Source organism: Streptomyces sp. NPDC001787, assembly GCF_040297465.1.
Lineage (GTDB): Bacteria > Actinomycetota > Actinomycetes > Streptomycetales > Streptomycetaceae > Streptomyces.
In genome coordinates this window covers 116,308-129,943 of sequence record NZ_JBEOZE010000009.1, presented here as the reverse complement: position 1 = coordinate 129,943, position 13,636 = coordinate 116,308, and the positions used below count along the sequence as shown (strand labels likewise).

10 protein-coding genes are annotated in these 13,636 nt (G+C 72.6%); 5 read left to right on the top strand and 5 right to left on the bottom strand.

The genetic code is table 11. The features are described from left to right. The first annotated feature begins 57 nt into the window (after window positions 1-57). From ABT170_RS15475 to ABT170_RS15455, 5 genes are all read left to right on the top strand, one after another. Window positions 58-1,560 (top strand): aldehyde dehydrogenase family protein, encoded by a 1,503-nt coding sequence (locus ABT170_RS15475; protein WP_329946681.1) that lies wholly within the window; start codon window positions 58-60, stop codon window positions 1,558-1,560. A 247-nt stretch (window positions 1,561-1,807) separates the two neighbouring features. Then, on the top strand, window positions 1,808-3,382 hold the full coding sequence (locus ABT170_RS15470) for a GMC family oxidoreductase (protein ID WP_329946682.1): 1,575 nt from the start codon (window positions 1,808-1,810) through the stop codon (window positions 3,380-3,382). Then, on the top strand, window positions 3,379-4,530 hold the full coding sequence (locus ABT170_RS15465) for a quaternary amine ABC transporter ATP-binding protein (RefSeq protein ID WP_351867636.1): 1,152 nt from the start codon (window positions 3,379-3,381) through the stop codon (window positions 4,528-4,530). Before ABT170_RS15470 ends, ABT170_RS15465 begins: the two co-directional genes overlap by 4 nt. Next, window positions 4,530-6,542, top strand: coding sequence for an ABC transporter permease (locus ABT170_RS15460; RefSeq protein ID WP_351867634.1), 2,013 nt, complete (start codon window positions 4,530-4,532; stop codon window positions 6,540-6,542). Before ABT170_RS15465 ends, ABT170_RS15460 begins: the two co-directional genes overlap by 1 nt. Before the next feature lies 1 nt (window position 6,543). Further along, window positions 6,544-7,563: an ABC transporter substrate-binding protein gene (locus ABT170_RS15455; protein ID WP_329946685.1), complete on the top strand. Its 1,020-nt coding sequence runs from the start codon at window positions 6,544-6,546 to the stop codon at window positions 7,561-7,563. A gap of 119 nt (window positions 7,564-7,682) precedes the next feature. Here the strand turns inward: ABT170_RS15455 and ABT170_RS15450 are convergent, their stop codons facing one another. From ABT170_RS15450 to ABT170_RS15430, 5 genes are all read right to left on the bottom strand, one after another. Beyond that, window positions 7,683-9,050, bottom strand: coding sequence for a cytochrome P450 (locus ABT170_RS15450; RefSeq protein WP_351867631.1), 1,368 nt, complete (start codon window positions 9,048-9,050; stop codon window positions 7,683-7,685). Between the two features lie 115 nt (window positions 9,051-9,165). Beyond that, complete coding sequence (locus tag ABT170_RS15445) at window positions 9,166-9,618, bottom strand: hypothetical protein (RefSeq protein WP_351867628.1); 453 nt, start codon at window positions 9,616-9,618, stop codon at window positions 9,166-9,168. 117 nt (window positions 9,619-9,735) lie between these two features. Continuing rightward, window positions 9,736-11,316: an aspartate:alanine exchanger family transporter gene (locus ABT170_RS15440; RefSeq protein WP_329946688.1), complete on the bottom strand. Its 1,581-nt coding sequence runs from the start codon at window positions 11,314-11,316 to the stop codon at window positions 9,736-9,738. 145 nt (window positions 11,317-11,461) lie between these two features. Further along, window positions 11,462-12,355: a hypothetical protein gene (locus tag ABT170_RS15435; RefSeq protein WP_351867625.1), complete on the bottom strand. Its 894-nt coding sequence runs from the start codon at window positions 12,353-12,355 to the stop codon at window positions 11,462-11,464. Further along, window positions 12,355-13,632: a VWA domain-containing protein gene (locus ABT170_RS15430; protein WP_351867622.1), complete on the bottom strand. Its 1,278-nt coding sequence runs from the start codon at window positions 13,630-13,632 to the stop codon at window positions 12,355-12,357. Before ABT170_RS15430 ends, ABT170_RS15435 begins: the two co-directional genes overlap by 1 nt. Window positions 13,633-13,636 lie beyond the last annotated feature (4 nt).

The window sequence follows — 13,636 nt, the reverse complement described above, 5'->3', positions numbered from 1 at the left end:
AGGACGCTCCCGGCCGACCCGCGGGGAGCTTTTCGGGCACGGAAGGCAGAACGCGACATGTCGGCGCTCAGCACCATCCACATCGACGGCACCTGGCGGGCCGCCGGATCCGGCGCGACGCGCGAGATCCTCGACCCCGCCGACGCCACCGTCCTGGCGGTCGTCGCCGAGGGCGGTGTCCCCGACACCGACGACGCCGTCGCGGCAGCGCGCCGCGCCTTCGACGACGGCCCGTGGCCGCACAGACCCGTCGCCGAGCGGGCCGGGCTGCTCCGCCGGGTCGCGGACCTGCTCGGGCGCGACCGCGAGGAGATCGCGCTCACCGAGAGCCGCGACACCGGCAAGACCCTGGAGGAGGGCCGCGTCGACGTCGACGACGTGACCCGTGCCTTCCGCTACTTCGCCGACCTCGTCATGAACGAGAGCGGCGGCCGGGTCGTCGACGCGGGCGACCCCGACGTACACAGCATCGTCGTGCACGAGCCGGTGGGTGTCTGCGCACTGATCGCCCCCTGGAACTACCCGCTGCTCCAGGCCAGCTGGAAGATCGCCCCGGCGCTCGCCGCGGGGAACACCTTCGTGCTCAAGCCCAGCGAGGTCACCCCGCTCTCCACCGTCCATCTGATCCGGCTGCTCTCCGAGGCCGGACTGCCCGACGGCGCGGCCAACCTCGTCACCGGCGCGGGCGACCCGGTCGGGGCCCGGCTCTCCGAACACCCGGACGTGGACCTGGTCTCGTTCACCGGCGGCCTCGCCAGCGGCACCAAGGTCGCGCGGGCAGCCGCCCCCACCGTGAAGAAGGTCGCCCTGGAGCTCGGCGGGAAGAACCCCAATGTGGTGTTCGCCGACGCCTGCGCCACCGAGCAGGGCTTCGACACCGCGGTCGACCAGGCGCTGAACGCCGCGTTCTTCCACAGCGGCCAGGTCTGTTCGGCCGGGGCCCGGCTCATCCTGGAGGAGTCCGTCAGCGAACGCTTCGTCACCGAACTGGCCCGCCGGGCCGACGCGATCCGGCTCGGGCGCGGCACCGAGCCGGGCGTCGAGTGCGGCCCGCTCGTCTCCGCGCAGCAGCTCGCCAAGGTCGAGGCGTACGTCGCCTCCGCCCGCGAGGAGGGCGCGGTCGTCCGCTCCGGAGGCGCCCGCCCCGAGCCCTCCGCCGTGCGGCCGGCGGGTGGCTACTACTACCGCCCGACCGTGCTGGACGGCTGCCACCGGGGGATGAGGGTGGTGCGCGAGGAGACCTTCGGCCCGATCCTCACGGTGGAGACCTTCCGTACCGAGGAAGAGGCCGTCACGCTGGCCAACGACACGGACTACGGTCTCGCGGGCGCCGTCTGGACCACGGACGGGGGACGCGCCCGGCGGGTGGCGGGGCGGCTGCGCCACGGCACCGTATGGATCAACGACTACCACCCGTACCTTCCGCAGGCCGAATGGGGAGGCTTCGGCAAGTCCGGTACGGGGCGTGAACTGGGTCCCACCGGACTGGCGGAGTACCGCGAGTCCAAGCACATCTACCAGAACCTCAACCCGCGCCCGCAGCGCTGGTTCGCCGGCTGAACCGGTCGGGCCGACCGGGTCCGGCCGACCGGTACGGCTGATCCGGCCTTCCGGCGGCCGGACAGGAACAGCGCCACCCGCGCCCGTCCGCACCCGCGCCCGCCCACCGGCCCGCGCGGTGCCCGCACGCACGTTCCCGCGCCCGCCCCGTCACCGTTCCGCGCCCCCACCCCCCACACGCACGTCGCCGTTGTCGCACGAACTTCCCCTCTCGTACGCGCATTTCGCAGAAGGAGCAGTGAAGCCGATGCCCCCGTCCCCCCACAGCACCGCACTCCCCGAACCCGTCGACTACGTGATCGTCGGAGGCGGCACCGCCGGTTCGGTCATCGCCTCCCGGCTCACCGAGGACCCCGAGGTCACCGTCACGCTGGTCGAGGGCGGTCCCACCGACATCGACCGCGACGATGTGCTCACCCTGCGCCGCTGGCTCGGGCTGCTCGGCGGCGACCTCGACTACGACTACCCCACCACCGAACAGCCGCGCGGCAACTCCCACATCCGCCACAGCCGGGCCCGGGTGCTCGGCGGCTGCTCCTCCCACAACACGCTGATCAGCTTCAAACCGCTGCCCGGAGACTGGGACGAGTGGGCCGAGGCGGGCGCCGAGGGCTGGGACGCGGCTTCCATGGACCCGTACTTCGCCCGGCTGCGCAACCACATCGTGCCCGTCGACGAGAAGGACCGTAACGCCATCGCCCGCGACTTCGTCGAAGCGGCACGGACGGCGGCCGGGGTGCCGCGGGTCGACAGCTTCAACAGCGAGCCGTTCCACGAGGGCGTGGGCTTCTTCGACCTCGCCTACCACCCCGGGAACAACAAGCGCTCCTCCGCCTCCGTGGCCTACCTCCATCCGCACATCGAGGCCGGTGACCGCCCCAACCTCTCGATCCTGCTGGAGACCTGGGCCTACCGCCTGGAGTTCGACGGCAACCGCGCCACGGGCGTGCGCGTCCGTGCGAAGGACGGTACGGAGACCCTGCTGCGCGCCGGGCGCGAAGTCCTGGTCTGCGCGGGTGCGGTGGACACCCCGCGGCTGCTGCTGCACTCCGGGATCGGGCCCGCGAAGGACCTGGCGGAACTGGGTATTCCGGTCGTCCACGACCTGCCGGGGGTCGGCGAGAACCTGCTCGACCACCCCGAGTCGGTCATCGTCTGGGAGACCGACGGGCCCATACCCGAGAACTCCGCGATGGACTCCGACGCCGGACTCTTCGTCCGCCGCGACCCCGACTCCCGGGGCCCCGACCTGATGTTCCACTTCTACCAGATCCCGTTCACCGACAACCCGGAGCGGCTCGGCTACGAGAAGCCCGAGCACGGGGTGTCGATGACCCCGAACATCCCCAAGCCGCGCAGCCGCGGCCGCCTCTACCTCACCAGCGCCGATCCCGAGGTCAAACCGGCCCTGGACTTCCGCTACTTCACCGACGAGGAGGACCACGACGGCCGCACCCTCGTCGACGGCATCCGGCTCGCCCGCGAGATAGCGAAGACCGAACCGCTCGCCCACTGGCTCAAGCGGGAGGTGTGCCCCGGCCCGGAGGTCACCTCGGACGAGGACATCAGCGCCTACGCCCGCAGGGCCGCGCACACCGTCTACCACCCCGCGGGCACCTGCCGGATGGGCGCGCCCGAGGACCAGGGGGCCGTGGTCGACCCGCGGTTGCGCATCCGGGGGCTCGACGGCATCCGGATCGCCGACGCCTCCGTCTTTCCGGCCATGCCCGCCGTGAACCCGATGATCGGTGTCCTGATGGTCGGCGAGAAGTGCGCCGAACTGCTCGCGGCCGACGCCCGGACCGGGGGCGAGGGCCGATGAGCGGAGCCGATACCCCCGTCTTCGCCGTCCGGGACCTGTGGAAGGTCTTCGGCCCCCGCGCCGCCCGCGTCCCCGGCGGCGAGTACGCGGCCCTGCCCGCCGCCGAACTGCGCGAGCGCACCGGATGCACCGTCGCCGTGCGCGAGGTGTCCTTCGACGTCCGCAAGGGCGAGGTGTTCGTCGTGATGGGCCTGTCGGGCTCCGGCAAGTCCACCCTCGTACGCTGTCTCACCCGGCTGATCGAGCCCACCGGCGGCACCATCGCCATCGACGGCGAGGACGTCCTCGCGATGGACCGCGCCCGGCTGCGCGAACTGCGCCGCCACCGTGCCGCGATGGTCTTCCAGCACTTCGGGCTGCTGCCGCACCGCAACGTCCTCGACAACGTCGCCTACGGCCTGGAGATCCAGGGCCTGGGCAGGGCCGAGCGCCGGGCCAGGGCAGCCGGACTCGTCGCCAAGGTCGGCCTGTCCGGCCTGGAGGACCGCCGCCCCGCACAGCTCTCCGGAGGGCAGCAGCAGCGTGTCGGACTGGCACGGGCACTCGCCGTCGACCCGTCCGTCCTCCTCTTCGACGAACCGTTCAGCGCCCTCGACCCGCTGATCCGCCGGGAGATGCAGGACGAAGTGGTCAGGCTCCACCGCGAGGAGGGCCGCACGATGGTGTTCATCACCCATGACCTCGGCGAGGCGCTGCGCCTGGGAACCCGGATCGCCCTGATGCGCGACGGCGGCATCGTGCAGCTCGGCACCCCCGAGGAGATCGTCGGATCGCCCGCCGACGACTACGTACGCGAGTTCGTCCGGGACGTGCCGCGCGAACAGGTCCTCACCGTCTCCACCGCCATGCGGCCCCCGGCCGCCGGGGAGGGCGGACGCGGTCCGGCCCTGCGCCCCGACGCCACCGTCTCCGAGGCCATCGAAGCGGTCGCCCGCACCGGTGAGCCCGCCGCCCGGGTCATGGCCGACGGCAGGCTGGTCGGCGTCGTCGACCACGCGTGCCTGCTCGCCGTCGTCGCGGGGACCGGGACACGCGCGGAATCCTCGGGCGGGTTCCCCGCGCGCGACCGAACCCCTGCGGCCCGTGAGGTCCCCTTCGACGGCACCGCCGGAGAGGCCCCGGACGGCGGCCACGAGGTGACCGCCTGATGGCCACCGTCAAACCCGCACCCGTACCCGCGCCCCCGTCCCTCACCGCCACCGGCCCGGCCCCCGGGAGTCCGCGCCGGGGGCCGGTGGCCGCGCTGCGCCGCCGGCCCGCCCTCGCCCGGCTCCTGCTGCTCGCGGTGCTCGCCGTCGTCGCGGTGCCGTTCGTCCACGCCCGCTGGGGCGGGGGAGCCTGGCCCGGTGCGCTGACCGTGGACCTGTCGGCGCCGCTCGGCGAGGTGACCGACTGGATCGTGGGAAACCGTGACAGCCACCCGCTGTTCCTCCACTTCTTCGGCCACATCAGCAACGCGGTCGTGGTCTGCGTACGCGCTGTCTACCTCTTCCTGCTGGCCCTCGGCTGGGCGGGTGTCACCGTGCTGGCCGCCGTCGTCGCCCGGCGCGCGGCCGGGCTCCGGCTCGCCCTGACGGCAGGGGTGTCGTTCCTCGTGTGCGGGCTGCTGGGCATGTGGGTGCCGACCCTCCAGACGCTCGCGCTGATGACCGTCGCGGTGCTCGCCTCCGTGGTGCTCGGCCTGCTCCTCGGGCTCGCGGCCGGGCTCTCGGACCGCGCCTTCCGGATGCTGCGCCCCGTGCTCGACACCATGCAGGTGCTGCCGGCCTTCGCCTATCTGCTGCCCGTGGTGCTCGTCTTCGGCATCGGCGTGCCCGGGGCCGTCCTCGCCACCGTGGTCTACGCGGCTCCGCCGATGGCGCGGCTCACGGCCCTCGGCCTGCGCGGCGCCGACCGGGGGGTCATGGAGGCGGTGTCCTCGCTCGGCGCGACCGGCCGGCAGCGCCTGCTGACCGCCCGGCTGCCGCTGGCCCGCAAGGAACTCCTGCTGGGCCTCAACCAGACGATCATGATGGCGCTGTCCATGGCCGTCATCGCGTCCGTGATCGGTGCCGGGGGCCTCGGCGACCGCGTCTACCAGGCGCTGTCCTCGGTCGATGTCGGCGCCGCGCTCGCCGCGGGCATCCCGATCGTGCTCCTCGCCGTCGTCCTGGACCGTACGACGGAGGCGGCCGGACGGCGGATCGGTACCGCGCCCGCCGGCCCCGCCGGTCTGCGGGGCGCGCGAGGCTGGGCACCGGCCGCCGGGATCACGGTGGCCGTCGTCGTGGCGGGACGGCTCATGGACGGCCGGGTCTGGCCCGAGAGCCTGACCGTGGCCATCGCCCAGCCGGTCAACACCGCCAAGGAGTGGATGGTCGACCACCTCTACACCGGCGTGCCCGTCGTCGGCGGCACCGCCGACTGGGCCGCCCGCTTCACGGACTGGATCCTCAACCCGCTGCGCGGCGGACTGCAGGGCCTGCCCTGGTGGTCGGTGCTGCTGATCGTCGCGGTCCTCGCCCGGACCCTCGGTACCTGGCGGACCGCGGCCACCGCCGTCCTTGCCATGGCGGCCATCGGCGTCCTCGGCGTCTGGGAACCGTCCATGGACACGCTCAGCCAGGTCATCGCGGCCGTCGCCGTCACCCTCGTCCTGGGCTTCTCCGTCGCCGTCGCGGCGGAGCGCGGCGAACGTCTGGAAAGGCTGCTGCGGCCCGTGCTGGACATCTGCCAGACCATGCCGCAGTTCGTGTATCTGATCCCCGTCGTCGCCCTGTTCGGCGTCGGCCGCGCCCCCGCCGCAGCGGCGGCCGTCGTCTACGCGCTGCCCGCCGTCGTCCGCATCACCACCCAGGGACTGCGGAGCGTCGACCCGGCCGCCATGGAGTGCGCCCGCTCGCTGGGGGCCACGCGCGGCCAGCAGCTGCGTCAGGTCCAACTGCCCCTGGCCCGGCCCGCCCTGCTGCTCGCCGTCAACCAGGGAGTCGTCCTCGTCCTCGCGGTGGTCATCATCGGCGGACTCGTCGGATCCGGTGCGCTCGGCTACCAGGTGGTGCTCGGCCTCGCCCAGGGCGACCTGGCCACCGGACTCGTCGCCGGGGCCGCGATCGTCTGCCTCGGCCTGATGCTGGACCGGGTCACCCAGCCCACCGAACGCCGCCGGCACCAGGAGAGCTGACATGACGCGCACCCGAACCCGTACCCGTGCAAGTACCCGTGTCCGTAACCGAATCCGTACCCGTGTCCGTACGTTCGCGGCCGTCTCGTCGGCCGCGGTGCTGCTGGCCGTCACCGGCTGCGGCGCGGCGGACATGACCCGGCAGACATCGCCCTTCGCCGCGCCCGCCGGAATCAGGTCCGTCACCCTCTCCGTGCAGTCATGGGTCGGCGCGCAGGCCAACGTCGCGGTCGCCCAGCGGCTCCTGGAGGACGAGCTGGGCTACCGCGTCGACCTCGTGCAGACGGACGAGGTACCCGCCTGGGACGCGCTCAGCCAGGGCCGCGTCGACGCGATCCTGGAGGACTGGGGGCACCCGGACCAGGAGAAGCTGTACGTCGACGGGAAGAAGACCATCGTGCGCGGCGGGGACCTCGGCGTCACCGGACACATCGGCTGGTACGTACCGAAGTACTGGGCGGACGAACACCCCGACATCACCGACTGGAAGAACCTGAACGCGTACGCGGACGACCTGCGCACCGCGGAGAGCGGTGACAAGGGCCAGCTGATGGACGGTTCACCGTCGTACGTCACGAACGACACCGCGCTGGTGAAGAACCTCGGCCTCGACTACAAGGTGGTCTTCGCCGGGTCCGAGGCCGCGCAGATCACGCAGATCCAGCAGTTCGCCAAGGAGGGGAAGCCCTTTCTCAGCTACTGGTACCAGCCGCAGTGGCTGTTCGACGAGGTGCCGATGGTGGAGGTGCAACTCCCCGCGTACACCGACGAGTGCGGGGCGAAGGCGCCCGAGGACATCGACTGCGCGTACCCGAGGACGCCCCTCCAGAAATACCTCAACGCGGACTTCGCACGGCGCGGCGGCGAGGCGGCCGAGTTCCTCAGGAAGTTCCGGTGGTCCGAGGACGCGCAGAACGAGGTGTCGGCGCTGATCGCCTCGCGGAAGCTCACCCCCCGGGAGGCCGCCGATCGGTGGATCACGGCCAACCCGGAGGTGTGGCGGCAGTGGCTGCCCCGGTGACCGGCCGGTCACCGGGGTGAGCCGGTCGCGGAGGCTAGGGGGGCACGCCCACGGAGGACGTGTCCCCTCGGCCGCCGCGCGGGCGCGGTCAGGGCGGCCCCCGATCCGGCCGGCGGGAGTCAGCGCGCCCGCACCGTCGCCATGACGTCCCGGTCGGGCTGGAGCGTCAGCGTCGGTACCGGCCCGACCGTGCCGGGGTCCACGTCCAGGTCGAAGCGCCGGGCCAGCACGGCCAGGATCAGGACGGACTCGACCATCGCGAAGCGCGTACCGAGGCAGACCCTGGGGCCACCGCCGAAGGGGAACCACGCGTACTCCGCGATCTCGTCGCCGTGCTCCGCGTCCCACCGCTCCGGCCGGAACTCCTCCGGCTCGGGGAACCACCGCGCGTCCCGCTGGGTGGACCACTGGCTGCTCCATACCCTGGTCCCCCGCGGCACCGGTACGCCACCGATCCGCGCGCCCTCCTTGGCCACGCCGGTGACCAGCCAGATCGTGGGGTACAGGCGCAGCGTCTCCTTCACCACCGACTGGGTGTACGTGAGGCGCGCGTAGTCGTCGAACCCGGGCTCGCGGTCGCCGAGCACCCGGTCCAGCTCCTCGGCGAGCGCGGACCGCGCCCGGGGGTTGCGGGACAGGAGGTACCAGGCCCACACCAGGGTGGAGCTGGTCGTCTCATGGCCGCCGATGTACAGCGTGACCGTCTCGTCGCGGATCTCCCGGTCGGTGAGGTGCGCTCCCTTCTCGTCGACGGCGGCGAGGAGACGGCTCAGCAGGTCGGGGCGGTCCTCCTCGCCGACGCGGTGCCGGGCCACGACCCGGCCCACCTCGGCGTCGATCACCGCGGCCGCCTTCTTGATCCTGGCCCGGCCCGGGGTCGGCACCCAGTCGGGGAGCAGCGCGCCGATCCCGCTGAACTCCTTGCCGATCTCGCGCTGGGCGACGTCCATCGCCCGGCCCATCGACTCGGCGTCCGCCGGGGTGTCGACGCCGAAGATGGTGCGGACGGCGATCCTCTGCGTCAGGGCGGCCATCTCCCGCTTGATGTCGACGCGTTGACCGTCCGACCAGGTGTCGGCGAGCTCCACCGTGCTGTCGGCCATCGTCGACGCGTACGACTTCACCTGCTTCGGCCGCACCGAGGGCTGCACCAGGGACCGCTTGCGCCGCCAGTCCGAACCCCGCGCCACCACCACGCCGTTGCCCATCACCGTACGGAAGGCGATGCCCAACGCGGGCTGGTCGAAGGAACGTTCCGTCTCGGTGAGCAGCTCGCCTATGCAGTCCGGGTGGGATATGAACAGGCAGTGGTTCCGGCCGAAACGCCAGCGCACCATGTCGCCGTGCCCGCGCAGACGCTCGAAGAACGCGAGCGGGTCCTTGGCGAACTGCGGCATGCTCCCGAGGAGCGGCAGGCCCTTCGGGCCCGGTACGGGCGCCGGGGTGCGGAAGGCGGCGTCGAGCGCCGTGCCGGTCTCCGTGGACATCAAAGGACTCCGCTCACTGGTGGCGCACCACAGCGGTGCGCGGTGACTCGTCCCCCGTCGAACAGGACGGGGCCGGCGCTCCACCAGGTCGTGGGGCCGGCATGGCCGGCATCCGTCATCGGCCTTGTGGGGCACGCGAGTTGTCGAGGGTATCCGTAGTCCGTCCGATGTTCGAGCGGCCGTCGCGCGGGGGTGTCACGACGACCTGGTACGCGTCCTCGTACACGATCGTGCCGGGCGCGGAGGACTCGATCCGTTCGCACTCCACCCGGTGCTCGGCCAGCAGCGCGAGATAGCCGTCGACCCGCTCGACGAGCTCCACGGCCGTCACCTTGAACCAGGCCGCGGCGCCCGGGTTCACCGCGGGGTCGTAGACGGACGGGTCGGTATCGGACGGGTTGGGGTAGTTGCTGTCGTACCAGTCGTTGCCGGCGCGCAGGAACCGGTACTGCTCCTCGCTCAGCCTGCCCTCCCTGGCCAGGCCGTTGGCGAGGGCGAACACCCCGGGGAAGTGCCCCCTCGGGCTGCGCACGGTGCTCTGGAACCTCACGTACAGCGCCTCGCTCAACAGAACGCTCCCTCCGGGCCGGTGAGTGACGGGCCCCAGGGTAGAGGCGACCGGCGCCGGCCGGGCAGATGTCCCATCCGGCCCGGTGCACCGCGGGGCCGGGAGGACGGGCGGGCGTCACAGACCGACGATCAGCTGAATGCAGACGATCTTGACCAGGATGGCGAGCGCGAACAGCGTCGAGTAGCCGTTGTTGATCCGGCTGTCGCTCGCCCGGCTGTTGGCGTACGCCACGATCGCCGGGTTGCCCACATAGCCGGACAGCAGGCCCATGGTCCGCTCCCGGCTCTGCCCCAGCACCTTGGCGACCAGGACCATCAGCGCGTAGCTGACCACCGCTCCGATCGCCAGTACCGCCACCAGTTTCAGCCCGAACAGCGAGAAGGCGTTCTCCCGGAACGAGTAGCCGGAGGTGAGTCCGACGATCGCGAGGAACAGCAGCAGTCCGATCTGGCGCAGCGTCAGGTTGGCGCGGGTGGGCAGGGTCCACACGAGCGGTCCGGTGCGCCGTCGCCAGCCCAGGACCATGCCCATCACCAGTGGTCCGGCTCCCGTGCCCAGTGCCAGGGTGGTGCTTCCCAGGGTCAGTGACGGGATCCCGATCAGGAAGCCGAGGGCCAGGCCGAGCCCCAGGCTGACCGCGCTCACCTCGCTCACCTTCGCCTCCGTGTCGCCGAGGTAGGCGGTGACCTCGCTCGTCCGTTCGCGCGGCATGACCACCCGGACCCGGTCGTCGAGCTGGAGCACGAGATCGTCGTGGGCGAGCATGTCGAAGTCGCCGCGCCGTACCCGGCTGACGGCAGCGCCGTACCGCTCGGCGAGCCCGAGCCCGGCGACGGTGCGGCCGGCGAGGTCCGGGTTGGTCAGCAGGATCCGCCGGTAGTCCACGGTGCTGCGGTCGTCCAGCAGATGGAGCGGGGCCAGGGAGCCGAGGACGCCGGTCGCGGCCCGCACGTCGTCCTCTCCGCCGACGAGCACGACGAGGTCGCCGGGGCGCAGCCGGTCCAGCTCCCCGGCGACCCGGGTACGGCCCCCGGCCGGCCGGTACTCGCTGGCCAGTACCCGGTGCTCGGTGACCCCCGGAACCTCGGCCCAGACATGGTCGTGGGCCACCTGGACCGTACGGGTGACGAGGGTGGACGGCAGACCCGAGTCCGGGTCGCGGCGGGCGGTCCAGCTGCGGCGGGCCGCGATCGCGGAGACGAACATGATGGTGATGACCACGGCGAGCGGGTAGCCGATGGCGTATCCCACGGCGGGCTCCGTGGGGTCCCGCGAGGCGTCCTGGGCAGCCGCCAGACCGGGAGTGGTGGTCCCGATACCCGCGTATCCGCCCGCGAGGAACGGTCCGCTGATCCCGAACCCGCTGTGGCCGATGAAGCCGACGACGACGGCGGTGACGGCGAGCGCCACGACGGCTCCGGCCATCACCGGGAGCTGGCCGCGCAGTTCACGGAAGAACGCGGGGCCGGACTCCAGCCCGACCGTGTAGACGTACAGGGCGAGCCCCAGCGCGGAGACCCCGGCGGGCACGGCGGCGGCGATGTCCTCGTCGAGCGCTCCGACGAGCAGGCCGACGAAGAGGACTCCGGCGGCACCGAGCTTCACGGGGCCGAACCGCACCATGCCGAGCAGTGCGCCGACCGTGATCACGGAGAAGACGGCCACCCACGGATTGTCCGCGAAGAACTGCCACATCGGTTGTTCCTCCCCGTCTCGAAGCGCCGGAGCCGCTGTCCGGGCCCAGGATCTTCGAGGTCGGCGCCGCCTGCCACTCGGCACAGGAAGGCGCCCCGCCCCCGGAGGGGGACGGGGCGCCGTCGTCGGTCGGCCGGGCGGGCGGTCAGACGCCCGGGGGCACCCGGGACGGGCGACCGCCGCCGCGTGTCAGGGAGTAGCCGAACACGGCCGCGAGCGCCGCGAGCACTCCGCCGCCCGCGGTCCACAGCCAGCGGTCCGTCCACCAGCCGGAGCTCCAGCCGTCGTCCGGTTCGCCGCCCGGCGACACCCGGGGCCCGGACGCGTCGCTGTCGGACGAGGCGTCGTCGGAGGAGCCGTCCGAGGCCTGGCGGGCCAAGGACACGCCCGGCACCAGCGGCTCGGAGAGCGTCCCGTCCACGTCGTGGGCGCCGCCCTTGTCGACCGAGGTGACCTTCATCTCGGCCCCGATCGGCAGACCGAGATCGGTGGCGGGCAGATTGAGGACGGTCAGCCGCACGTAGTAGCTGCCGGGCAGCGGGTCGTCCGCCCAGGGTTCGGACCAGGCCCGCACGGTGCGCAGCACACAGGACAGCTCGACCGAGGCCGCGTCGGCCGCCGCCTTCCTGGTCTGGTGACCGTACATACAGGCCTGACGGCGCCGCAGTCCGTCGTACACATCGATCTGCCAGGTCGACGCGCCGTGCCGGGTGGCACTCTCCGGCAGCGTGACCCGCGCCCTGACGGTGGCGCGCTGTCCGGCGTCGGCGGGGAAGACCCAGTACAGATAGTCGCCCGCGGAGGCGTCGGCGGTGCCGCGCTGCCCCTGCTGGAGCGAGGTGGCGGTACGGAAGGTGGTGCCCGCCTCGGTGGGTCCGGCCGTCCCGGCGCCGTCCTCGTCGGTGCTCGCCGTGGCCGACGGCCCGTCGGCCGCGGCGGCCCCGGCCGAGGTGAGCAGGGAGAGCCCGGCGAGCAGCGCTCCGGCGAAGGCGCGCTTCACACGGTCCGGGCCGCTCGCGCGGTGGTGGGTCCTACGCATCAGTTGGTCCTCCATACGGCGACGCGCCAGCGCGAGATCCAGCCGGTCAGCAGACCCGCGAGCAGACCGGTGAGAACCAGCAGGCCCAGCAGCCACCAGCCCCTGCCGAGTCCGAACGCGGCGGGGTCGGCGGCGTTGTCCGGGCCGTCCACCAGATCCACCGTCAGTTCGACGGGCAGTCCGGGGGCGGTCTTCACGGAGGCGGAGGCCGCCGAGAAGGAGTGGGAGAGCTGGAGACACACGGCCTCGGCGGCCGGTTTCGTGTCGTCCTCGTCCTCCAGCTCCGGCTTGGGGTAGCGCAGTCCGGAGGAGATCACATCCGTACGGCCGGTGCCGGACTCCGAGCCCCGGACGATCTCCCTGCCGTGCACCGTCACCGCCCGGACCAGTACGCCGTAGTCATTGGCGACGGCACGGTCCGCGGCCACGCTCACGGAGGCGCGCAGTTCCTGACCGGGCAGGACGTCCACCCGGTACCAGCGGTGCCGGCCGAACTCCTGGCGGTCGGTGTAGAGACCGGCCTTGAGCCGGGGCGCGGCGGAACAGCTGTCCGCGCCCTCGGTCGCCACCGGGGTGATGACGGGCTCGGCCGCCCGGTCCACCAACTGCGAGACGCGGTCGGAGAGTTCCTCGGTGTGCTGGACAGCGGTGTACGTGCCGCCGGTGGCCTCGGCGATACAGGTCAGCTGCTGCCGGATCTTCGCGTTGGGCACCAGGCCCAGCGTGTCGATGACGAGGTGCACCCCGCGGGCGGCGATGTCCCGGGCGACCTCGCACGGGTCGAGCGGTCCGCAGGTGTCCTCACCGTCGGTGATGAGCACGATCCTGCGGGTCGACCCGCCCTCCCCGAGGTCGTCGGCGGCGCCCAGCAGGGCCGGGCCGATCGGGGTCCAGCCGGTCGGCGCCAGGGTGGCGACGGCGGTCTTCGCCTCGGTGCGGTCGAGCGGGCCGACCGGGTAGAGCTGCTTGGTGTCCTTGCAGCCGACCTTGCGGTCGTCGCCCGGGTAGTCGGCGCCCAGGGTCCGGATGCCGAGCTGCACCTCCTCGGGCACCCCGTCCAGGACGTCGTTGAACGCCTTCTTCGCCGCGGTCATGCGGGACTGGCCGTCGATGTCGCGGGTGCTCATGGAGCCGCTGACGTCGAGGACCAGTTCGACCTTGGGCGGTGCGGAGGCGCGGGGTTCGTCGGCGGCGGCCGGGAGCGCGGTGCCGAGCCCGGCGGTCAGCGTGGCAAGCGCTATGCACACCCCGGCCGTCAGCCGTTTTCTTGTGATCATCGCC